This window comes from Priestia sp. TRN 1309, from assembly GCF_050846875.1.
GTDB classification, from domain to species: domain Bacteria; phylum Bacillota; class Bacilli; order Bacillales; family Bacillaceae_H; genus Priestia; species Priestia zanthoxyli.
In genome coordinates this window covers 358862-381909 of the sequence record NZ_JBOZGM010000004.1, presented here as the reverse complement: position 1 = coordinate 381909, position 23048 = coordinate 358862, and the positions used below count along the sequence as shown (strand labels likewise).

The following is a 23048-nucleotide window of genomic DNA, read 5'->3' as shown; positions in this document are numbered from 1 at the left end:
TAGTTATTTTATTTATTATTTTTGTTCCCTTTACGATAATCAGTAAAGCAGGAAATCAAGAAAACCCCCAAAAAAAACAATGAACTAACTTAATTTTAAGTCCGTACGGTTAAGGTGTAGACTTATTTTTATGATTTGCAAAATCGTTTTTTTTTTTGGAAATTATTCTTGGAAACCTTGACTTAAAGCTAACTTTAACTTGCATTAAAAAAGCAATTAGATAAAGCCATCGAACTTCATTTTTGATCCGTAAGTATAATGATTTGCAAAATCTTAGATGTTTTACAATACGTCAATTCCAGTACTTTAGGAGTAATATAAGTAGTAGCGCTATCTTCATATTGAACAAGGCTATAAAGCTTTTTTTTATTTCAAGTATATTCATAAAAGCACTTCTTTCCGTATTTTATGCTATAATAATCCCTAGTTTTTTAGTTTGTATAGAGAGGTGTAAAACAGAATGATGCCAAAATATCTGCAAGTAGCTGGCCAAATTGAATCTGATATTACTGAGCATGTTTATCAAAAAACAAATAAACTTTTGACTGAAGATGAATATGCAGCAAAGTATCAGGTGAGCCGTAATACAGTACGAAAAGCAATTGAAATTCTCGTAAATAAAGGATATGTATATCAAGTTCAGGGCAGCGGTGCATTTATTCGTAATCATCACAACAATGGATACGTTAATCTTGAAAAGCTACAAGGAGTTACCAATGATTTTAGTGACCGCCTTGTAGAAAACAAGCTGCTAGATTTTAAATTAATTAATGCGGATGAGGAACTAGCCCAAAATATGGGATGTAAGATTGGAACACCTATTTATTATGTAAAAAGGCTAAGATATGTTGATAGTGATCCATTTTCAATTGAAACTTCGTATTTCAACAAAAATCTTGTTAAATACCTTGATGAAAATATTGTGAAAAAATCGATTTATACATATTTACGCAATGACCAGCAACTAGCAATTGGTTTTGCAGATCGTGTTATTCGTGCCGATTATCTTATGTGTGAGCAAGCTGATTTATTGGGATTAAAAGAGAATGATCCGGCTTTGGTGGTAGATAATACGGTTTATTTAATAAACGGTGCAATATTTGATTACTCACAGTCAGTGCATCACTTCAAACATGTAAAATTGCTAAAAGTATCAAATATGAAAGGTAGTTAAGGTGCAAAGAGAGCTCAGGGCTCTTTTTTTTGTCTGAAAATAAAAAAAATAGTTTACATATGAATCTGAGTGAGTTATTATAAATTTATAAAATTTGTACCAACAAATTAGATTTGTACTTATGAAAGGGTGTACATATATGGTTGAAGAATCGATTGAGATTAGCTCTGAAGATATCTTTGGATTAATTGCATTTTCAGGTGATGCTAAAGCGAGCTATCACGCTGCTTTACATCTGCTCAGAGAAAACAAAGTAGAAGAGGCAGAAGCAGAAGTAGTAAAAGCGAATGCAATTTTAAACGAAGCACATGCTATTCAAACAAAATTTGTCACACTAGAGGCCCAAGGAAAATCGGCACGGGTTGGTGTATTGATGGTTCATGCCCAAGACCATTTGATGAATACGATCTTAGTAAAAGAGCTATTGGATCATATGATGACCATGCAAAAAGAAATTAACTTATTGAAAGGGATGAATTGATATGGTGAAGATTGGATTATTCTGTGCAGCAGGTATGTCTACAAGTATGTTAGTGGAGAAGATGAAAGCGTTTGCTGGTGAGCGTGGTGTAGAAGCTGAGATTGCAGCTTACCCTGAGTCAGAGATGGAAAAGTATGTTGATAATATCGATGTTGCTTTATTAGGTCCTCAGGTGAAGTATTTGTTAAACAAAGGAAAAGCTGTTTGTGAACCAAAAGGTGTCGCTATTGATGTTATTAACACGGTGGATTACGGCATGATGAATGGTGCAAAAGTACTTGAACACGCGATTAAATTAGCGAATAAATAAACGGGGTGAATGATTTGAAAATGCCAAAAGATTTCTTGTTCGGCGCAGCTTCAGCTTCTTATCAAGTAGAAGGGGCATGGAACAAGGACGGTAAAGGGGTTTCGAACTGGGACGTCTTCTCAAAGATTCCCGGTAAAACATTTGAAGGAACAAACGGTGATGTGGCCATTGATCATTATCACCGATATAAAGAAGACATCGCACTTATGGCAGAGATGGGATTGGAATCGTATCGGTTTTCCATTGCCTGGACACGTATTCTTCCCAACGGTACAGGTGAAGTAAATCAAAAAGGATTGGAATTCTATAATAATGTCATTGATGAATGTTTAAAACACGGAATTGTTCCGTTCGTCACATTGTATCACTGGGACCTTCCTCAAACGCTTGAAGAAGAAGGCGGCTGGCTAAATCCTAAAACATCCAATGCATTTGTCACGTTTGCTGATGTTTGTTTTAAAGCATTCGGCGATCGAGTACGGAATTGGATTACCTTTAACGAAACGGTTATCTTTTGTTCGTTAGGCTATTTAACCGGTGCTCATCCACCAGGAATTGAAGGGGATGCGAAAGCATACTTTCAGGCGACACATAATGTGTTTGTGGCTCATGCCCGTGCGGTTGAACTTTTCAAACAGTCAAGCTATGAGGGGGAAATTGGCATTACTCATGTTTTTAACCCGGCGTTTAGCATTGATGAAGACGAAGAGAACAAATTTGCAGAAAGACATGCGAATGCATATTCGACACATTGGTATTATGATCCAATTTTGAAAGGAGCTTACCCACAATATGTAATAGAAGAGCTCGAAGCTAAAGGGCTACTCCCGCAAATGACAGAAGAGGAACTGGATTTGCTTCATAGAATGGCACCTATGAATGATTTCATCGGATTAAACTATTACTGCCCACAGCGCGTAATGAAAAACGATTCAGCCCTCGTATTGTCTGGTGGACGTGAGAACTCAACAGGTAAACCTGGAAACCCTTCATTTGACGGTGTATACAAAACAGTCATGATGGAAGAAAAGGTATATACCAAATGGGGATGGGAAATCGCTCCTGATGCTTTTCTAGAAGGGATGCGTATGCTTAAAGAACGCTACGGGGACATCAAAATGTATATCACGGAAAACGGTTTAGGAGATGAAGATCCTATCGTTGGTGAAGAGATTCATGATCAACCTCGAATCGACTATATTGAAAATCATTTAAGCGCTGTCAAAAAAGCTGTCATGGAAGGAATTAACGTCTCAGGATACTTTGCATGGTCTGTCATTGATTTGCTTAGCTGGTTAAATGGTTATAAAAAACAATACGGATTCATTTATGTCGATCACAAAAATAATCTTGCAAGAAAACGAAAGCAATCATTCTTTTGGTACAAGGATATTATCGCTACACGCGCAGAAGAACTTTAAGGAGGTACCCCTATGGGTCGCTTAGAAAGTGTATTTGAAAAGTTCACCCCGTTCTTCCTTCGATTTGCAAATGCAAAACCAACACTTGCAATTAAGGATGGGTTTATTTTAACAATGCCGATGACAATTATCGGCTCTCTCTTTCTATTAATTCTCGCTGCCCCTATTCCAGGCTGGGAAGAGGCTATGGTGAAATTATTTGGAGAACAGTGGAACCTTCCACTTACCCAGGTTGTCGGTTCTACATTTGATATTCTGGCTCTTATTGGTGTGTTTGGAATCGCTTATTCATACGTCCGGAACGAAAAAATTGAAGGTACGCCAGCTGGTATTTTAGGTGTAGTTGCCTTCCTTATTATCACTCAGTCCTCTGTCTTGGCAAAAAGCGGAGAAACCGTCACAGGTGTTATTCCCAAAGTTTGGACCGGCGGGCAGGGTGTACTAGCCTCGATTGTAGTTGGTCTATTTGTTGGTTTTGTGTATTCGCAGTTTATTAAGCGTGATATTCGTATTAAAATGCCAGAAGGTGTTCCGCCAGGCGTTGCAAACTCGTTCTCTGCACTAATTCCTGGGTTTGCCATCATTACAGTAGCTGCCATTGTCTTTGGATTATGCCAAGCTTTTGCAAATAAGACATTCACTGAAATTGTTTATAAACTGCTGCAAGTACCCGTGCAAAATTTGACGGACACGCTTACTGGTGCAGTTCTTATCATGGTCTTAATGTCACTTCTTTGGTGGTGTGGAATTCATGGTGCTGCCATTATTATGGGAGTAATGGGACCGCTTCTAACAGCCAATGCTCTACAAAACCAAGCAATATTGGATTCTGGTAAAGAGCTTGTTGTAGGCGAGAATGCTAAAGTTGTAACCATTCAATTCTTGGATGTATTTACGAAACTAGGGGGATCAGGTATTACCATTGGTTTTATTATTGCAGCCCTTATAGTGGCCCGATCATCGCACTTAAAGCAGCTCGGTCGATTATCTTTAGCTCCTGGCTTATTCAATATAAACGAACCAATCATTTTTGGCATGCCAATTGTATTTAACCCAATAATGTTTGTTCCTTTTATTATTGTTCCTGCAATCGCATCATTTATGGTTTACTTCTCTATCATTTGGGGATGGGTAGAGCCTTTCAATGCACTTCAGGTTCCTTGGACCACACCGCCGGTTGTTTCTGGCTTCTTGATTGGCGGCTGGAGAGGGGCTTTATTGCAAATAATAACCATTGCAATGTCAGTAATGATTTATCTTCCTTTTGTCAGAATGCAAGATAGTATTTCTTACAATGAAGAGCTCGAAGCAAAAAAACAATCAGAAAGTAATATTGCTTAAAACAACTAAATAAAGAATTACCCCCCGTATACTTTTATAGGGGGAAATTCTTTATTTATGCACTTATAATGAAGTTATAGTCAATATTTTGAAGAAGAAAGTAGGATATACAATGAAATTTGTATTAGCTTGTGATATTGGTGGTACCGATTTAAAAATGGGGAAATTTTCTCTTTCCGGTGATCTTGTTGAATCCGTAAAAATACCTCTAGCCAATAGGAAAGGGCAGACTATTCTTACTCAAATTGAAAGCCGAATGGATTCTGATGTAGTAGGGCTAGCTCTAAGCATACCTGGTTTTATTAATCCTAATACAGGTTTTATTGAAATGGGCGGTGCTATTGAAGATTTTAATGGGTTCAATATCTTTGCATATTTTAAAGAACAATTTCCTGATTTGGCAATAAGTGCAGAAAACGATGCGAATTGTGTAGCTCTAGCAGAAAAATGGAAAGGAAGTGCAAAAGAAGAGACTGACTTTCTTTGTCTAACTATTGGAACAGGAATTGGAGGCGCAATTTATTTGAACGACGCTCTTTATAGAGGGAGACGTAACCAATCTGGTGAGTTTGGACATATGTTCAGTGAACACGTTACGAGTGATAGTGCAGAAAATCATAAATTTAACAAAACAGCTACGCTGGCGGTTATTCGCCAAAAATATGCAGAGTGTATGAATATACCTTTTCAAAATGTCTCAGGTGAACAAATCTTTGAAGCTTACGACCAAGGGGAAGAAGTGGCATCGCTTCTGGTTAGTGACTTATATAGTGGATTGGCAATGAACATCTTAAACTTATATTATGTGTTTGCTCCTCCTACTTTTTATATTGGGGGAGGGATTACTTCAAGAAAAACATTCATAAACGAATTAAAACAGAGAATCTTAGAAATTGATCCAGCATTCTGTGCTGTTATCAGATCTACTAGTTTTGGAAATCAATCAGGTATGATTGGTGCAGTTTACCATCATATTGCGTCTCGAAAAACGTTGGAGTTAATTTGAGACTAAACAGTAGAGCTATGACATGTACAGACCATAATGAAGAGATTTTCATCTAGATAAGGTATAGGTAGAGAATTGAGTGGTTTATAGGTCAATATCAACATAAAGATTTAAATAAATAAGCGTAGCTGAAGTAAGCAGCTGCGCTTATTTATTTTTGCAAAGACCGTTCGTTAAAATGCAAAATGAAAATGTCCCTGCATTTATGAAAAAACACTGGAGTAGATAGATAAAGCCTACCTACACATAAAAGAATAATCATTGGTAAAAGGGTTATGTATCTCAAGTATGACTTCTCCGCCTTTATCGTAACATTGTGAACTGATGCTTTCGATTTGCTTGCTATTAAAATAACTAGCGCAATTTACTAATACGGAGATGACAAGTAATAAGGTTAGAATAATGAGTAGTATGTCTTTAAATCTTATTTGAAAAGTTGATTGCAATTTTATGCTCCTCTCTAATTGATAAAACTCCACCATTCGTTATTCTACAGACAGCGTATTATTCCATATGACTAGTGAACAGTAATATGGATGTCAAAAATAGTAGAAGAAGAACATATAGTACAGATATTGTACCTAATTTTAAGACAAGTAGATTCATCATAATAAATAAAACACTGATAGATAAAAAAAGTCTGTACACAAAATCTAGTCTCTTATTAGCAAAAATATATCTCTTAGTGTTTTCTGAAGACTTATATCTTTTATCTATTACGCTTGTGCTAACTACTATAAATGCAAGGATGGACCATGGTATAAAGCTACTTTTACTGATAAGTAAATATACGGAAAACACGGCCAATAAGTAAGGAAATAAACGATGCTGAACATATCTTTGACTCATCTACACACATCACCTTTTCTAAAATTAGTATTTGCATTAGACATCTACTCAATAACTGTTCTCATTTAAATTTGGTTATTCGCTTCCAATTCGTTCACTCCTTAAGAATAGTTTAGGTTTGAGTATACCATAAAAGGTAATAAAATCCTTTTAATCTATAATATTGATAATTTTAAAATAATTTCAGGTGTTTTAGAGAACAATTACAATACAAAAAAGGTAGTGCATGTTGCATTACCTTTTTTTGTACGTTTATTTTTTATATCTATGTAACATCGAATGGATCATGATAAAAAAACGGGCATGTGGCATAATATTCTGCGCAAATCTTATCTTTCCATGTTAGACTCAACTAACTTCTGCTTCCATGTAACGAAATCCAAAAAACGTGTAATATGTGACACGGTAATTTTTAATTGATTTTTGTTTCACACTATTCCACTGATGTCCATTCGGCTTTGCTTGGTGACTTTGCACCATAAACTTATCCAGTGGTTCAAGTGACCACTTTCGGAAATTTTCTTCGAGTTCTTCTACTTTCTTTTTTTCTTCTGATGAACCTAAAGCGCTTGCTTCATTAGCTGTTATCCTTGGTATGCCAATAGCTACAATAATAATAACCCCAACAAGAATGCTCCAACTCAAAATCCGCTTTTTCATATTGGATATTTCTCCCTTTCTATTTTATTGCTTTATAGACAACTGGTGATGAAAGTTTAATCAATGTAGATGGCTCTCCAAAAGCCATAGATTCATCAATAAATGTTTCAAGAGATTGAACGGAAGTAGTTAAAACCTTTACTAGATAGTTGTATTGACCCGCCAAACGATGACATTCAATAACTTCAGGGTGTTCTTTACAATATTCTACGAATTGCTTGCATTTTGTATTGCTAAATAAAATAAAAGCAGTTACAGGTTTGTTGAAATTTTCAGGGTTAATTATTGCTCTATATCCATCTATTATGTTTTTCTCTTCAAGTTTTTTTACTCTTTCATTAACAGCAGGGGTGGATAAACCAACCAGCTTTCCCAACTGTGTAACGGACAAACGAGCATTTTCTTGTAGATGTAGTAATATATTTTTATCAATTTCATCCATAAAACATACCCCGCTTTAAATTATAAATTAAAATAATGAATTTTCCGTCAATATTAAAGCTATTAATTAGTAATACAATAAAATAGCTATGTGAAAATAGAAATTTATACAATACAATTTAATTATATCAAAAGGAGGGATTTAATGGCTTTAGAAATGAGAAATACATGCGAAAAGTGCAATAAGAAACTCCATAATAGCTCTGTTGCTTATATCTGTACACATGAATGTACATTCTGTGATAAATGTAGTGAAAGTGCGATGTATATTTGTCCTAACTGTGAAGGGGAGCTGGTCAAAAGACCAAGGGGGCAAGAAAATCCGCTAAGTTGCTCATTGATTTAGACACAACACTGTATAGATAGTGAAGTCAGAACAGCTACAATCAATGGGGTGGATGTGACATTAGTGGGTGATGGACATTCAACAACGGACAGTAATGGTTTAAGTGCTAAACAAATCATAAAGCATTATAGTGAAACTTTACATGGTCATTACAACGTTGCACACTTTTCAATTGTCAGAAATACAGAGTAAGACTTGTTTTGTCCGACACATTATTTATAAAGGTAATAGTACACAACTAAAATAAAGCTCTAAAAGTGTTTAATGGACGCTTTTTAGAGCTTTATTTCTGCATTATGTCTCAATCTAAGCAGGAAAGCCTCCCGTTGGCGGTGGCCATGCTCCGTTTAATCTTCTCATAATGACAATTTCACCTAGATGATAGCTGTTGTGAGAAGCAATATTACGCAGTAATCCCCCTGGGGTTTCACTTGGCCAAGCATCCAGAGGTTCTTCGATTGATAATGTCTCAGCTAAGTGACAAGCTTCGTCAATTCCATCACAAAAATGCTGGATCGTCTTTTCCCATTCTTCCTCATCAACCGGGGCAGGATGTTCAGGCCAGCTTTCACTTACACTTTTCGGTCTCTCAGGGTTTTCTCCTTTAGCAAGAGCAAGTAAAAAGTCTTGCCAATAGCTCATATGCTTCACTAATTGATAAATAGAGTAAGGTAATTCCTTTTGTTTATATGAAGCAAGTTCCATATTAATGTCGGTTATTGCATTAATTGTTGGAAGATGACCTCTTTCACCTCTGAGTGATTTGATAAGTGCATCACGAAATGCTGTATTTGTTTGTGTCATGTTTTTCAGCCTTTCTTCTTCAAAGTCATACGCTTTTAACAGTCTAACACAAATCAGTTTAATATATGTACTTCTGTGATTAACAATTTACTATAACAAAGCCACTAAAATAAATAGTCTCAATCACAATTTTTTGTTTGTAAGTCACCTTTATATGAAGAAATATGGTTTAATATAAAATATATAGAAATAAGTAGAAAAAGGTACCCTTTATGGAAAGTGAAAAAGATTATGTGATTTTGAGAAAGACGATAACAACTCTTTCTACAAGCTTTATTTTAGCGTACCTTTTGACAGTAACAGGTCTGATCCAACAGCTAACTAACGGAGAAGAACTATCGTATCATACTGGAAATGACATGGCAGGGTGGTTCCTTGTATATCTTTTTTATGTAGGGGTAGTTATTGCTGTATACGGAAATTTTGTCTCAGTTATACTGGACGCTATTCGAAAGAAATGGCTTCCCAACATGAGGTGGCTATTTGTCTTCTTCCATGGCATATTAGGTTTAATTAACGGTTTGTTTTTTCAAGATACATATTTGGCTTATTACGGGATGGCAGCTGCTATGTTATATGCATGTATAGATTGGTGGGTAGAAAGAAGAATTGACAGGGAAAAAAGTACAAAAGTATTGCTAATCATACCTCTTATTCTTTTACTTCTCAGTTGGAGTATATTCGAAGCGCTATCACCTAGCCTTCCGCCATTTACCCAAGAAGGTGCAATAGAGTTTGCGGCAAGTGGTGAAGGAACAGATATTGATTTATTTCCTGCTAAAGTTGGAACATGGAGAGGAACTTTTAGAGGGTATCAAATCGAAAGAACAACTCGTGCTAAAAAATTAAATAACGAGTTTTATCTAGTGACGTTTGAAGAAAACTGGACTAAAGGTAAACAAAAAGGACGCTATATAATGTCTTATAAAGTAGATCGCACCAGTGTCTCAGGGTATGGCGGAAGTGGCACAACACCTCCTTGTTATGAGAAGGTATTAGAACAATAAAATAGTAAAAATTAAGTTTATGAATAAAGGAGCTTTGATCTATGTCTAAAATTTCTCTAGCAGAGGCTGTGAAATTGAAAAGTGTATTATCAAAACGAATACACGAATTAGAAGAAGAGATGGACCGTGTTGCATTTGTAGAGATTGAAAAAGGGGAGAAGATTCCTCCTCAGGCTCGATCACTAGCTCATGTTGAACAGGATTTAGAGGATATTCGAAAGGATTTACGTCTACTTGATAAATTAATGTATCAAGCCAATATTCAAAATAATATTACTTATAACGAACACAAACTAACAATTGTAGAAGCGATTGAATATGCCACTCAATTACGTGCCAAAGCAAGAAAATACAAAGAGTTTGGATCATCGTCTAAAGAAGAATATCCTTACTATGGAGAAGGGGTATCCATTATTAAAGTGGCTACATTTGATCCTGAAGAATATCGTCTAAGAGGGCTAGAGGTTGAAAAGAAAGCAAATAGATTATCGAATTTAATTAACGCTAAAAACTATCAAATAGAGTTAGAGTTTGATGGAGATAAATATTTTTAATCCTTGAAGAGGTGAGACTCCCTTCAAGGCATAGAAGGAGAATGTTTAGTGTACTCAAAGTACTATTGTGATGGCAAGTGATAAAACCAATAATCCAATGACCCATTACACCGTTACTATTTACCAATAACCAACTATAGCAATGGACGGTCGATGACCAATACCTCCTTGTTTTTAACTCCTTCTATGGTGCCCTTACTTATAAGTTAAGTAAGGGCCTTATTTATCTTATTTTTATTAGAAAGCTTTCAGTATAATAACCCCTGTAATAATAAGAGTAACGGAGATAATCTTTCTTTTGTTTTTTGATTCTTTAAATATATAAATACCTAACAGCGTTGTACTAGCAATCGTTAGCCCTGCCCATATAGCAAAAACAATACCCATTTCAAAATAGTGTGTTGTTAGAGAAATGAAATAAATACAAGCAATGAACAATAAGAATGCACCTATCGTGGGAAAAGTTTGTTTAAAGCCTTTAGATAGTTTTACACACATTTGCCCTGCAATGCCTAAAACTAAGCCAATCGTTAAAAATACGTATCCCATTATGCTGCCCTTCTTTCTTTAGAACTTCCTTTAATGTTAAGAGAAACTGCACCAATTACGATAAGAGAAACTCCTAAGATTTTAGATAAGGAAATAGTTTCATCAAAAAAAATAATACCTGTGACAACAACAAGTACGGTTGCTCCTCCTGCATATAAAGCACTTGCTACTCCTACTTCACCTTTGGCGTTAAGGACCATATAAGCAGCAATCGAAGAACAATAAAATAGTATGGCTAAAACAGTCGGAACAAAGTTTGTGAATCCATTTGTAAGATTAAGAAAAAATACTGCGATTACCTCCGAGATGATGGCAAGAAACAATAGTAAATAAAACAATCAGATTTCCTCCTTTTAGTCACCTCATTTTAAGAACTTTACGTAATGGCTACTAAATAATTGCAGTAGCACTCGGATGTCATTATTTTATCTAGAGCTTGATATCTTGTAAAATAATGATAAATGATTGTAGATATCATTATCATTAATACCTAAATGAATGAACGTAAGTAGAAAGGAGGATGTTTATGGAAGTAGAAGATATACGTATATTTATAGCTGTGGCAGAATACGGAAGTGTAAGTCTTGCTGCTGATAAGCTAGGTTACGTCCAACCAAATGTAACAGCACGTATTCGATCTCTTGAACGAAAAATTGGACACCCATTGTTTCATCGTCACAGACGCGGAATGACATTAAATGTAGAAGGTCGAAAACTTTTAACGTACGGAGAACAAATGATGAGGCTAATGGATGAAATACAGAAAGCATTTCAAGATGAGCGTAACCTTGTTGGATCATTATGTATTGGATTAGTTGAAACGGTAGTAGGCTTTCCTGAAATCATTTCTTCCTATCATAATAAGCACAAAAATGTGGATATTTCTCTAGTATCAGGAGTAAGTACACAATTAATAGAGAAAGTTCTTAAGTTCCAGCTAGACGGGGCATTTGTAGCAGAACCAGTAAATGTGTCAATGCTTGATCAAATTCCGGCTTTTGATGAAGAAATTGTACTTGTATGCAGTGCAAATGAAAAAGGGAAGAAGCAGATTCAGTCTGCCAGAGAGTTACTGCACCTACCATTCATTTTATTTAATGAAGGCTGCCAATATAGAGAAAGACTACAGCAATGGTTAAAAGACGAACAAATCGTATCGCCGAAAATTATGGAATTTGCTACACTTGAAACGATTATGGGGACAGTAGTTTCTGGTCTTGGTGTGACACTTATAGCCCGGTCATTAGCGGAGAGATATGAGAGGGAAGGGTTAGTACAGCTCTTTTCAATACCTGGGCCTTATAGAAACCTTAGGATTGTATATGTTCGTCGTTCCGACTCCTATCTAGGAGTAACTGAGCGTGAGTTTATAAAGACAATCAGCGAAGTAAGAGAAGGGAAAAAGCAGAAATAAACAGACGGTGTTTTCACAAAGAGCTTTTTTATGTAGCTTATGTTTAGTATGAATATACCAGGTATTAATTTGAGCAGTAAAAGTGAGCTTTAGCTGCAAATAAAAGGAGAAAAGCATGAGAAAAGCAACTATATCAAAATTAGACAAATTAGTGGGCTTAAATGTAAGATGCGCGGGGAGAGCCTCAAATTTGTTTTGGCTAGGATTTGGAGAAAAAATTTTAGTAACCAGAAGGGGGAAAACGGAAGAGGTAGCTGAATACGCTTTACATATTCAATGTTCATGGCGTATTGTCAAAGGTAATAAAATTGTAGTAGCCTCACGGGATTTCTATTCTCCAAGAACAGGATTGGATGATGAAAATGAGTACTTTGAATGGGATGTCCAGGGAAATAATCGATTCGATGAACGAATTGAATCTTTTATAGAAGGTATAAACGAACACACGATTGTTGAAAGAGTTGACTCGGATGAAGTAGGAGGGCTAAAGATCTTTTTATCTCAAGGTTATTTAGTGGAGGGATTTCCGGATACGTCAGAAGACGATGAGTATAGTGAGTTCTGGAGACTTTTCAACCGAAAGGAAGACAGCCCTCACTTTGTTGTCACAGGAAAAGGTATTGAAAACGAGTAATCGTATAATTAAAGAAACGAAAAAAGCACAAACCCGTTGGAACCAAACGTTTTTGTGCTTTTTTCTTATTTTATAGTTGAGTTACATATAATCATAAGCGGAATCATCAAAATAGAGCCAGTGATAATATTCAACCTGCGGATCTGTCATTTTTAAAACTTCTTCTTCATTGAATTTTTTATACTCAACTAATTTCTGCACTTTAGAATTTCTTTCCACTTGGCTCATTTTAAATCCTCCTTATAGTTTGAAAAGTAACAATGTATTTAAATTTAGAGAGCGTTTTCTTTTTTCTTATTTTTATTATATATCTCAATATGAGATTAAAACAATATCAATTATAGATGATTTTTCAAAAAACAATATAGAAATGGTATTATGGCGTCGGATTGGGACAACAAGGCTTCTGCAATCGAAATTAAATAATAGGTGATTGCCAACGGCCAGGTTAAAAATTTTTGTTCGTATCGTTGCTTAATTCCTAAAAAAACATTATGATAACTAGCTCTATAAACTAAAAATAAAGCTAGCTGGGTTAAGCTAGCTTTATTTTTTTATGTTGTTTTGCAGAGTGATAAATTTTCAACTGTCGTTCACTTTGGTATAAAAACTCTTTATCAATTTCATCATGTTACGCCCCGAGGTTTTTGACATTTGATGATGATCTTCATCATCACGTGTACTCAGGTACCAGCTTCCCTTGTCATCTTCATTTAATCTATATACCTTATTGGTTCTACTATCTGTATAAAAGTTTCCATCCTTCAGCCTCAAATAATCGCCCCTCTACCAAGTGTCTATCCTGTATTATGCCCAAGATATCAATTTTATGAAAAATTTTATATACACAAAAACAGCAGGTTTCTTAATACGCTTATTATTTTGTATGTAATTTACACAGGTGCAAAAAAGGATAAGGGCTATGAGTGAGAAAATATTTAGTAATGGAGAAATAGTAACTATAAGAGTATCGAATGAATCAGTAACAATCTTAAAAAATCATTATGTAAAAAACATGAAAAGATACTCTTATACAGTCGACAAATATCCAAGTACCTTTTTCTTTGAAGAAGAATTAAAAAAACACGAACTATAATTATTGATAAATAAGTTTTGATATAAAAATCTTTTTAAATAAAAACAGACTCTGAAAATAGAGTCTGCTTTTTAGTATGGTTTTTATGCTTTATTTACGTTTGTCGCTTGTGGTCCGCGTTGCCCCTGTTCGATATCAAAAGTCACTTCTTGACCTTCATCCAAGGATTTAAAGCCTTCACCTTGAATAGCTGAGAAGTGAACAAATACATCTTCTCCACCTTCACGCTCGATAAATCCAAAACCTTTGTCAGCATTAAACCATTTCACTTTACCGTGTTCCATTTTTTGTTGCCTCCTAGAATGTAGAAAATAAACCAGATTATCATTAAATCTAGCTTATTTATTATATTATCCCAATAGAGACATCTTAAACTTAAATTAATGTGATCTTTCTAACTTTCTTTATCAATACTCACTTCACTAAAAAGGTGATTGGGGTATGACGATCTACATCATAATGAGGTTCATATGCAAAAACCTCAAAATATTTATAAGTGATCTTCTAAACATCGAAATGATAGAAGTCAAAGATCAACCAATGCCCACATACTCATTATGGGCATTTTATTCATAAATATGAACTAAATTAGATGAGAGAGCACACGGGGACCCGTCTGCCCAAAAGAAAGGGAAGTTCACTCAAAATCTTTTTGAATAGTGGTGTAAAAATAGATTCTATTAGATAAGAATCTATGTACCTTTTGATATAAATCCAACCTTCGCATGAAGCATCCTTAAACTTGTTTACAAATAAAAAATGACGCCGTTGGAGGCGCCATTTTTTATAGAATAGAGAAGGACACACCCTATGCACGGGCGGTACTCTTAACACATCGTCTTGATTTGATAATACCCAGTGTTTAAGTTTAATAAACCTTTTTTTGGTATGACGATTTATGCAGAATATCTACATGTACCTTTTTAGTGAACATAAGGTCTCCTAGAGGCATCAATCAAAAGAGTTCTTACAGGTGCAGTTTCTTATGAAGGAATTTCAAATAATCTCCAGCATTCTATTGGCGATTATTAAGATTATTTATTAAATTTCTCTGGAAACTGTTTCACAACTCCCGCAGATATAGTATCTGCCATTAAGACGATATGTGAGATTCCTTCATCAATTGCAACGATTCTTGCTTCCCAATCTTTTTCTAAGCTTGCAGATAAATCATTTGTCACCAATTTTAGATGCATATACAGTAATTTTTTTAAGTCTTCATTTTTTAAATAAGGGTTAGCCTGGCTAAGGAACGCTGCTATATCATCAGCATTTCGATACCATTCTTTGTTTAATTGATTCACCAAGGCTTTCTTTCCCGTTTTAGCTGCATCTACAATCTTGCCGGCAATCACAATATGTTCCTTAAGCAAAGCCGTAAGTTTGTTCCCAGCTTTTTCTCCGTATATCGGCTTCACAGCATTCCCGATATCTTCCTGATTTTTTAATAACCTTGCCAACACCTGTTTTTGGTCTTCTGATCCTGCTGTTGTTGCACTTGTAATATAATTACTTGTCCACAATACATGATCCATCCAAAGTCTTCTGAATTCATTTTCAAACGTTACCTGAGATTGACTAACACGATGTTCTGGTGCTTCAGCACGAGCACTACTTGGTTCAACCAGCATGTTTAGCGAAAATAACACAATAAATCCTACCCATAATAATCTTTTCATAAAAGCCGCTCCTTCCAATTTATGCGAGTATTCGGCTTATTATTTGTATATGGGATTTTTTACATTCCTTAAAATGTTACTTTCTAATAATAATTCTTTATAGAGTATTGTCACACTCCCAATCAGTTCACACGGATGAAAGGTTGACTCATCCAATTATTTATACATTCTCTAAAAAATGTATTTAACATAAGAACCTAATGGTAACACTATAAACAATAGTTAGTGAGTATGATTTCATTCCATATATTTAGGGTTTCGGTTAGTTAAAACGAGAAAAGACGAGATAAGAATTAATGAGCTATTTCTTTCACATAAGCTTGTCAGAATACTATCTAAAGAGAGGTCGAACAATATGAAAGTGACGGATACACTTGTTCAATGTTTAGAAAATGAGGGAGTTGAATATATTTTCGGAATACCTGGTAAAGAGACGTTGGATTTTATTGATTCTTTATCCAACTCTAAACAGATTCAATTCGTGAATGTGCGGCATGAACAAGGAGCTGCTTTCATGGCAGATGTATACGGAAGGTTAACAAACAAAGTAGGGGTATGTTTATCAACATTAGGACCAGGAGCTACTAATTTATTGACAGGTATATCTAGTGCAAAACTAGACCACTCTCCTGTTTTAGCATTAACGGGACAGGCTGTTTTGGGGAGACAGCATAAAGAGTCACATCAATATATGGACATTATTAAAATGGTAGAACCAGCAACGAAGTGGCGTGTTCAAATAAAAGATGCACAAACGCTTCCTGAGATTATTCGAAAAGCATTTAAAATTGCACAAATGGAAAAGCCAGGACCCATAGTAGTAGAATTGCCAGAAGAATTAGCAACTCAAATCGTTCCCATCAAACCTATTTCACCTACATCTATACCCGTAAGTATACCTATCATGGAGTCAATTCAGGCTGCCAATACTCTTATTAGGCAGTATGAGAGACCTTTTGTTATTATCGGTAACGGCGTTGTTAGACAGGAAGCCGTGGATGAGCTTCAACTATTTATTGAACGTCTTCAATCACCGGTTACCCATAGTTATATGGCTAAAGGTGTGTTATCTAAAGATCATCCACAAAATTTCTTTACGTTTGGATTTAATGAGAAAGATGAAGTGCTCGCAGGCTTAAAGGAAGCTGATCTGCTTATTGTAATTGGGTTTGATTTTGTCGAGAAGCTACCCAAAGAATGGAACACGGAAAAAACACCAATTTTACATATAGATACCTTACCAGCAGAAATAGATGAATATTATCCAGTAGAAGCTGAATTGGTTGGAGATATAAAGCAGACTTTACGGGTATTCAATCAGCTCGATATTCCTTCTAAACCGTGGATTCCTTCTGGTAATCTCCAGAAACAAATTAAGCAATCCTATCATATTGAAGAGAAAAAGATAGACAGCAATTTACTTCATTTTACAATTGAGAATATCTTGCATAGTATCGATAAGCTCTCTTCAGAGGAAACAATTGTGATTTCAGATGTGGGAGCTCATAAAGTATCTATAGCTCGAACTTATCAACCCAAAAACGCTAACAAGTTCATTATATCAAATGGTCTAGCTTCCATGGGTATTGCTTTACCAGGCTCAATTGGAGCTAAACTAGCCTGCCCTAATGATTCAGTTATTTGTATTACTGGAGATGGAGGAGCTTTAATGAATTTTGCAGAAATAGAGACGGCAAAGCGCTTAGGGCTTTCATTCATTATTATTGTCTTAAACGACTCTACATTAAAAATAGAGCAGGAAATGATGAACAAAAAGTTTGGTAAGAGCTATGGAGTAACTTTTACAAACCCAAATTTTGTCCAATTGGCAGCTAGCTTTGGAATTAAAGGAGAACGGGCAAATAGTTTAGTCGAATTTGAAAATATAATAAAAAGAGCCTTAAAAAATGCAGATGAGATTATCCTAATTGACGTTCTTCTAAAAAGCTGATTGCGATTTCTCCATTATTTTAACGAGTTATCTCTGTTAAGAGATTAGTCTGTAGATTCACTAGGAAATAAATGTTTTTAATTTTTTTAAATAAGCTAAGCTGAGCTCAACCCAAATCCAACTATAAAGGAAAGTAAATACAAAAATTAAACCAGTAGTAGAAAGAGAAAAATTATTGGGAATCGCAGGACCTAGTATTGGGAATTTGAAACCGTACAATAAGGTAATAATCCCAACAGTTAATAGAGTGGCGCCACTTATAACAATGTACAATCTCTTGTTAAAAATGTAAAAAGCAGCGCCTATGCCCATTCCCAATATTCCGGTTGTAAAAGGAAAAATAATAAGTTCACTTGGCTGGATAATCAGAAGAAGCAGATTAGTTAGTGTATAGGTAAGAAACCCTAGAGGAAGCGAAAGTATAAAACAAAAAAGAATGGGTGCGGTAGATAATTGACTAATGAAATTTCCTATAAAAAGTAATAAATATTAATTTGAAATATATACTAAATGAAGAAAAGGCACAGGAAAGTATAGAATAAAAACAGCATGTATATCCACATTATGAAAAAACGTATCCTTAATGCGCGATGAACATTGTTTAATTAAAAGGAGGAGTTTTATATGAGTGATAATCAATCAAATGATTTAGAACAGGTATCAGAGGAATTAGCTGATCTTGAGAAAGAGTTTGCAACAAAGCCTTCTGATCCTTATCCCCATAAGTATTATACTGGAGACACTTCTATAGTTTCTAATGCTGTGCCAGGAAACGATAAAGAATAAAAATTCCCCCTTATCTATTAATAGATGAGGAGAAATTTAGAGCATGTAAGCTTAAGCACTGTATTTTTCCAGAACCAAAATACATCTCATAAAAAGACAGTTATATTTCATCTATTATTTTGAATTAAAAGTAATCGCTTTCATTTTTTGCTTTCCCGAAATCATTTGATAGGTTATAATAAATATCTACAAAAATATTAAATGATATGTAAGTAACAAGCAATTACACCCTTAATATTTAACTAAACAGAAAAACTCCCTTAAGGTATTAGGGGAGTTTTTCTGTTTTTATGTATACTATATAAGGGTAATTTCACCATAATAATAGGGCAAACTCATTTTTCAATTCTAACTAATGTTTTTTCTGGCATGTCAATGTCGTCGATGTCAAAGTAATGGATGTTTAACGTTAATTTCCTCTCTGGTTCTTCAGCTTCTTCTCCTACCCAACAACTATACAATTCAAAAAAGTCTCCTGACTTAAGATAGCGGTCCATCAATTTGCATAGTGCAATTAGTTTCTCTTTTGATTCTTTGCGCCTGCTCTTATTCATATATTCCGTAATCTCAATTCCCCAGTCACTTGCAACTTCATAAACATAAAGGGTAGTAAATTGGTGTTTCTTTATGTTCAATCGATTTCTTTCATCTGAAAAGCAATTCCCAATAGTAACTAAATTATCTAATTCCTTATTAATAGGTAATTCTACGTTCGAACCTATATAAGTAGCTAAACTCATTTGTATTCACTCCGTTCCTCATCTAAATAACCCGTTAAGTTTTGTGGAACTAACCTAGGTTGTTAACATCCTAAGAAATACATCCTGTTATCAAAAAGGTGTTTCACTAAACTTTATTACAAATACTCGAGTTTTATTCAAGGTTTACTATTATTCTACTTAATATATGAATAGGCTGCGAAATGTTTATATACCTGTAAATGGGGGATTTACCATATAAGAACATTGATACCTAATTGGAAGGAGAATGAAAAATGAACAATAATACTGAAACCGTTGAGAATAAAGTAGAGGATAAACTAAATGAAATGAGTCAAGAGAAGAAAGACAACATCCTTTCCAGTTTTAACGAATTTAAAAGTTACTTAGGGGATAAAGTCACAAAAGGTGAGAAACTAGGGTTAAATGATAATCAACTAGCTCTAGCAGCTAAAAAAATAGCTGACTATCTCGCAACCCATGAGGAGCCACAAAATGAAGAGCAATACTTGTTACATGAGTTATGGAAAGTTGGAAACGAGGAAGAACAACATCATCTTGCTCATATGCTTGTTAAATTAGTCAAAGAATAATCTAAATCGATTATAGATTACGTTTTCCCATTATTTATTAGAGGTTCAAGTGAATTCAATCCACATAGCAAAGAGCCACTTGCGTAAAATAAGTGGCTTTTTTTTCTCTTTCATGCTGCACCACCTCTGTTTATTTTTTAATATGTCCCTGCGATGCATCAATTAAAAGATAAAGCTATATTTCCCCAACAATAATTTGACTACATGCTATAACTCACTTCATTGAAAACATCAGTACGAATCCAACGGATTCGTATTTTTCGGTGACATTCAAAATACGTACCAAGCAATAGAAAGAAGAGGTTTTGAACGTTTATAATTCGGTTAAACATGAAGTAACAAATTATTTTTTATTTATTCTGCATATTTAAATTATTCGTTCGTAATGGTACAATAAAATGATGGAAAGAAGATATGATGCTTCTTTCTTAATAAAGGATGAAGAAATATGGATATTAAGGCTCAGCAAACAAAATTGGCGAATAACTTGGGCAAATTGTTACGAGATAACTTTGGAAAAGGCCCCGAGGCTGTTCATGTTACGATTTATGAACCTTATGTTGTTATTTATGTCAGTGGCTTTGTATCGCCGATGGAACAAGTACTGTTAAACCAGAATGAAGAACTTCAGGTTATGACTACAAGAGAGCTTTTGGTAAAGACTCTTGAACCTCAAATCACTGGTCAAATTAAAGGGATTACAGACCTTGACATCCAGCACTTATATTATGATTGGAATTTAGATCATCACTCCGGAATTTTTGTGGGAGTTTGTCTGGACGATTTGAAAGCCGATTTGACTGAGGGTGACCCTTACCCAGGAAAACAAGCAATTCATGATCGGATTATAAAGATGAGTGAAATTGCACAAAAAGGGCCTGAGAAAATCTCTTCGTATAAATTAAGTGATCGTACATTGGTCATCGTAAGAGAAGGAATACTGGTGGCTATTGAAAAGCAGCTAATTTCGTTGGGTTTTGATGACACCTTACGCATCTCTAAACGCCCTTTGGAAAAAGGAATCTTACGACAAAACGATGACTATGATGAGATATTAAATGCAGACATTCTTGATATTTTTGTGGATTGGGATTTTGAAAAGGATAATAGCATTATTACTCTTATCTTAAAACCAAAAAATTAATGAGGCAGTAATGAATTGGACACATTGTGCCAAACATAAGCCGAGGAAGAAAAGCTCATACCTTTTCTTTTTCGGCTTATTTTTGTTGTTTCAAAAGAGTAAGTCCTTTTGTAACGGAATAATCCCCTAAAATAGCATCTGAAAATAGGATGTGCCAACAGAAAGGATTTGGTCGGTATGGCTGATAATCATGAGATTGTATTGTTTATAAAAGAGCTTCGTCGATTGTTGCAGGATTACAAAAAGTATGACAATGAATTTTACAAAGAAGAAATTAGCAAGGATATAATACTTTTAAGTACCATTATCTACGGAAGTAAAATTGGAATTTCAAATAAAAGAAGAATCTTTAAACATAGAAAATACAAAGGTAAACAGAAACCAATCTATTAAAAATGTACTAGTATGACTAGTTTACATTTTATAGAAAGTGAATTCTTATTACCTAAAATGATCTTATGATGAAGAAGGAGTTTTCATAAAACATCACGAATAGTATACCTTATGAAACTAGAAACTAGGTGCACCATCTATGGATAAAACGAAACTGGAAAAAGAATTAAGTAGTTATATGGGAAGGTTACTTCGTGAAAATTTTGGAAGAGGTCCTGGAGGTGTATTCACCGTCATTTCTCCTCCTTTTATAACCGTTTATTTTAAAGCCTTTTTATTACCTTTAGAAAAGGCTTTGCTAGACAAGGGACAAGTTATCTATGTTCAAAAAACACGTGATTTGTTGATGGAGACTTTAATTGAAGAGATAAAAGGATATATCCAATTAAATATACATTTAGATATTGAAGAATTTTATTATGATTGGAATTTAGAGCTGCAGTCTGGCATGTTTATCATGATCCATTCTGATAAAAATAACATAGTCAACCATTCCTATAAAAATCAGAAATTGCTGCATAAAGAAGTTGAGGAAGTGACTCAAAAAGCAGAAAAACTTCCTCAAGATGTTTCTTCTTATTTATTAGATCAGAGAACACTCCTTATAATCAGGGAAGGTATTATGGTAAATGTAGAGAAAGAATTAGTTCAATTAGGGTTTGAAGAAAACCTTACATTGGCTAAAAGAAATCTCGAAAAAAGGCTACTTCATGAGCATAGCCAATCATTAGAAGTAATTTTAGATTCAAAGGTAACAGATATACTAGTCGCATGGGATTTTCATAAAGATAAAAGTACAATTCTTCTGATTTTAAACCCAACTTCATAACGGCACTGATAAGCTAGGCACTGAACTAGATGTAGGCCAAAAAGAAAGGTTATCTAACCTTTCTTTTTGGCCTATTGTTTTTCCCCTCCTATTAAAATAAAGAAAGTGGTGATAATGATGCTATTTCAATCGGATGAAGGAAAGGAACCTTTAACTGTTGAGATACACACTGAAGTGGATATAGTAGAAGCGCGTCAGAAAGGACGGATGTTCTCTAACTGCTTAGGCTTCAGCACACTTGATCAAGCCCGAATTATTACGACTATTTCAGAATTGTCCAGAAATATATATAAATATGCCACGACGGGAAAAATTATAATGGAAATAATAGAGAATCAACTTGAAATAGGACTCAAAATAATAGCTATAGATAAAGGACCAGGCATTAAAAATATTCAACAAGCGCTAGAAAGTGGCTATACAACGTCAGGGGGATTAGGCGTTGGTTTATCAGGGGTAAAAAAATTAATGGACGAATTCACCATATCATCTCAAGAAGATCATGGCGTTAACATCGAGGTTATAAAATGGAAAAAAAGAAATAAATAAAAGAAACACAAGGTAAAAGGTTAAGAAAGAACTGACTTCCTCTTTACAAAAAACTCCTTTATTAAATAGGAGATAGCTTCTAAAAATATCATCCCCTGATGATCCTGCTCTAGGATACGGTTAAGATATTTCACATGCTTGAGTTGGTGCCTTCAGCATGTGCTTCTCCTCTATTAACTCTTAGCCGTAGGACAAAAATTTTTCTCTGCAGTAATCACAAGAGGCTTAAAAACATGAGAAAAAGGTGTGGGAAATTATGAGCAATTCCATTTAATCGTTAAATGGAAGGAGCAAGCTCTCATGATAGAGAGCTTGCTC

27 protein-coding genes and 1 pseudogene are annotated in these 23048 nt (G+C 34.8%); 19 read left to right on the top strand and 9 right to left on the bottom strand.

The window, feature by feature from the left end:
- Window positions 1-460: 460 nt before the first annotated feature.
- The 6 genes from ACRPLQ_RS18190 (at window position 461) to ACRPLQ_RS18165 (ending at window position 5733) form a co-directional block, all read left to right on the top strand.
- On the top strand, window positions 461-1174 hold the full coding sequence (locus ACRPLQ_RS18190) for a GntR family transcriptional regulator (protein WP_014460689.1): 714 nt from the start codon (window positions 461-463) through the stop codon (window positions 1172-1174).
- Between the two features lie 139 nt (window positions 1175-1313).
- A complete protein-coding gene (locus ACRPLQ_RS18185; RefSeq protein ID WP_033578591.1) occupies window positions 1314-1655 on the top strand; it encodes a PTS lactose/cellobiose transporter subunit IIA in 342 nt (113 codons plus the stop codon).
- Between the two features lies 1 nt (window position 1656).
- Window positions 1657-1965 (top strand): PTS sugar transporter subunit IIB, encoded by a 309-nt coding sequence (locus ACRPLQ_RS18180; RefSeq protein ID WP_014460687.1) that lies wholly within the window; start codon window positions 1657-1659, stop codon window positions 1963-1965.
- A gap of 14 nt (window positions 1966-1979) precedes the next feature.
- On the top strand, window positions 1980-3386 hold the full coding sequence (locus ACRPLQ_RS18175) for a GH1 family beta-glucosidase (RefSeq protein ID WP_432236203.1): 1407 nt from the start codon (window positions 1980-1982) through the stop codon (window positions 3384-3386).
- Between the two features lie 12 nt (window positions 3387-3398).
- Window positions 3399-4727: a PTS sugar transporter subunit IIC gene (locus tag ACRPLQ_RS18170; protein ID WP_432236202.1), complete on the top strand. Its 1329-nt coding sequence runs from the start codon at window positions 3399-3401 to the stop codon at window positions 4725-4727.
- Between the two features lie 112 nt (window positions 4728-4839).
- Complete coding sequence (locus ACRPLQ_RS18165; RefSeq protein ID WP_098627287.1) at window positions 4840-5733, top strand: ROK family protein; 894 nt, start codon at window positions 4840-4842, stop codon at window positions 5731-5733.
- A 1197-nt stretch (window positions 5734-6930) separates the two neighbouring features.
- Here ACRPLQ_RS18165 and ACRPLQ_RS18160 read toward each other — a convergent pair.
- A complete protein-coding gene (locus tag ACRPLQ_RS18160) occupies window positions 6931-7242 on the bottom strand; it encodes a hypothetical protein (protein WP_034264981.1) in 312 nt (103 codons plus the stop codon).
- A 19-nt stretch (window positions 7243-7261) separates the two neighbouring features.
- Entirely contained in the window at window positions 7262-7684 is a 423-nt protein-coding gene (locus ACRPLQ_RS18155) for an Lrp/AsnC family transcriptional regulator (protein ID WP_176344278.1), read from the bottom strand.
- Between the two features lie 144 nt (window positions 7685-7828).
- Here ACRPLQ_RS18155 and ACRPLQ_RS18150 point away from each other — a divergent pair, with 144 nt between their 5' ends.
- Both ACRPLQ_RS18150 and ACRPLQ_RS18145 read left to right on the top strand, forming a co-directional pair.
- Entirely contained in the window at window positions 7829-8029 is a 201-nt protein-coding gene (locus tag ACRPLQ_RS18150; protein WP_028413848.1) for a DUF1272 domain-containing protein, read from the top strand.
- Window positions 8030-8221 (top strand): annotated as a pseudogene (locus tag ACRPLQ_RS18145) (cysteine hydrolase); the annotation flags it as partial.
- 114 nt (window positions 8222-8335) lie between these two features.
- On the opposite strand, the gene ACRPLQ_RS18140 reads toward ACRPLQ_RS18145, so the two are convergent.
- Window positions 8336-8833 (bottom strand): DinB family protein, encoded by a 498-nt coding sequence (locus ACRPLQ_RS18140; protein WP_098627285.1) that lies wholly within the window; start codon window positions 8831-8833, stop codon window positions 8336-8338.
- A gap of 212 nt (window positions 8834-9045) precedes the next feature.
- On the opposite strand from ACRPLQ_RS18140, the gene ACRPLQ_RS18135 reads away from it, so the two are divergent.
- Window positions 9046-9840: a hypothetical protein gene (locus tag ACRPLQ_RS18135; RefSeq protein ID WP_432236201.1), complete on the top strand. Its 795-nt coding sequence runs from the start codon at window positions 9046-9048 to the stop codon at window positions 9838-9840.
- Window positions 9841-9881: 41 nt separating this feature from the next.
- The gene (locus ACRPLQ_RS18130; protein ID WP_034264971.1) at window positions 9882-10394 is read left to right on the top strand and encodes a DIP1984 family protein; all 513 of its coding nucleotides are present in this window, start codon (window positions 9882-9884) and stop codon (window positions 10392-10394) included.
- Window positions 10395-10631: 237 nt separating this feature from the next.
- On the opposite strand, the gene ACRPLQ_RS18125 is transcribed toward ACRPLQ_RS18130, so the two are convergent.
- A complete protein-coding gene (locus tag ACRPLQ_RS18125) occupies window positions 10632-10943 on the bottom strand; it encodes a DMT family transporter (RefSeq protein ID WP_048018655.1) in 312 nt (103 codons plus the stop codon).
- Window positions 10943-11281 (bottom strand): DMT family transporter, encoded by a 339-nt coding sequence (locus ACRPLQ_RS18120; RefSeq protein ID WP_325077862.1) that lies wholly within the window; start codon window positions 11279-11281, stop codon window positions 10943-10945. The genes ACRPLQ_RS18125 and ACRPLQ_RS18120 overlap by 1 nt, the downstream gene beginning before the upstream one ends.
- Before the next feature lie 188 nt (window positions 11282-11469).
- Between ACRPLQ_RS18120 and ACRPLQ_RS18115 the strand changes: the two genes are divergently transcribed.
- Together ACRPLQ_RS18115 and ACRPLQ_RS18110 are read left to right on the top strand one after the other, a co-directional pair.
- Window positions 11470-12357 carry a LysR family transcriptional regulator gene (locus ACRPLQ_RS18115; protein ID WP_154972789.1) on the top strand — a complete coding sequence of 296 codons (888 nt, stop codon included), beginning with the start codon at window positions 11470-11472 and terminating at the stop codon, window positions 12355-12357.
- A 115-nt stretch (window positions 12358-12472) separates the two neighbouring features.
- Entirely contained in the window at window positions 12473-12991 is a 519-nt protein-coding gene (locus tag ACRPLQ_RS18110; protein WP_033578610.1) for a hypothetical protein, read from the top strand.
- Window positions 12992-13072: 81 nt separating this feature from the next.
- Here the strand turns inward: ACRPLQ_RS18110 and ACRPLQ_RS18105 are convergent, their stop codons facing one another.
- From ACRPLQ_RS18105 to ACRPLQ_RS18095, 3 genes are all read right to left on the bottom strand, one after another.
- Window positions 13073-13219 (bottom strand): BH0509 family protein, encoded by a 147-nt coding sequence (locus ACRPLQ_RS18105; protein WP_014460666.1) that lies wholly within the window; start codon window positions 13217-13219, stop codon window positions 13073-13075.
- A 951-nt stretch (window positions 13220-14170) separates the two neighbouring features.
- A complete protein-coding gene (locus tag ACRPLQ_RS18100) occupies window positions 14171-14371 on the bottom strand; it encodes a cold-shock protein (protein ID WP_013056409.1) in 201 nt (66 codons plus the stop codon).
- A gap of 750 nt (window positions 14372-15121) precedes the next feature.
- A complete protein-coding gene (locus ACRPLQ_RS18095) occupies window positions 15122-15766 on the bottom strand; it encodes a glycosyltransferase (protein ID WP_108674578.1) in 645 nt (214 codons plus the stop codon).
- Between the two features lie 355 nt (window positions 15767-16121).
- Between ACRPLQ_RS18095 and ACRPLQ_RS18090 the strand changes: the two genes are divergently transcribed.
- Window positions 16122-17717, top strand: a complete 1596-nt coding sequence (locus ACRPLQ_RS18090; protein WP_432236200.1) for an acetolactate synthase large subunit — start codon at window positions 16122-16124, stop codon at window positions 17715-17717.
- 624 nt (window positions 17718-18341) lie between these two features.
- Window positions 18342-18503, top strand: coding sequence for a hypothetical protein (locus tag ACRPLQ_RS18085; RefSeq protein ID WP_165635770.1), 162 nt, complete (start codon window positions 18342-18344; stop codon window positions 18501-18503).
- A 335-nt stretch (window positions 18504-18838) separates the two neighbouring features.
- Here the strand turns inward: ACRPLQ_RS18085 and ACRPLQ_RS18080 are convergent, their stop codons facing one another.
- Window positions 18839-19243 carry a hypothetical protein gene (locus ACRPLQ_RS18080; protein WP_098113362.1) on the bottom strand — a complete coding sequence of 135 codons (405 nt, stop codon included), beginning with the start codon at window positions 19241-19243 and terminating at the stop codon, window positions 18839-18841.
- Window positions 19244-19497: 254 nt separating this feature from the next.
- On the opposite strand from ACRPLQ_RS18080, the gene ACRPLQ_RS18075 reads away from it, so the two are divergent.
- The 5 genes from ACRPLQ_RS18075 to ACRPLQ_RS18055 all read left to right on the top strand — a co-directional run bounded on the left by ACRPLQ_RS18075 (window position 19498) and on the right by ACRPLQ_RS18055 (window position 22730).
- Entirely contained in the window at window positions 19498-19815 is a 318-nt protein-coding gene (locus ACRPLQ_RS18075) for a DUF3243 domain-containing protein (protein ID WP_014460657.1), read from the top strand.
- Window positions 19816-20263: 448 nt separating this feature from the next.
- A complete protein-coding gene (locus ACRPLQ_RS18070; RefSeq protein ID WP_014460656.1) occupies window positions 20264-20959 on the top strand; it encodes a Na-translocating system protein MpsC family protein in 696 nt (231 codons plus the stop codon).
- Window positions 20960-21136: 177 nt separating this feature from the next.
- The gene (locus ACRPLQ_RS18065) at window positions 21137-21352 is read left to right on the top strand and encodes a hypothetical protein (RefSeq protein WP_098999935.1); all 216 of its coding nucleotides are present in this window, start codon (window positions 21137-21139) and stop codon (window positions 21350-21352) included.
- Window positions 21353-21491: 139 nt separating this feature from the next.
- Window positions 21492-22181 (top strand): Na-translocating system protein MpsC family protein, encoded by a 690-nt coding sequence (locus tag ACRPLQ_RS18060; RefSeq protein WP_033578617.1) that lies wholly within the window; start codon window positions 21492-21494, stop codon window positions 22179-22181.
- A 117-nt stretch (window positions 22182-22298) separates the two neighbouring features.
- On the top strand, window positions 22299-22730 hold the full coding sequence (locus ACRPLQ_RS18055; protein WP_033578618.1) for an ATP-binding protein: 432 nt from the start codon (window positions 22299-22301) through the stop codon (window positions 22728-22730).
- Window positions 22731-23048 lie beyond the last annotated feature (318 nt).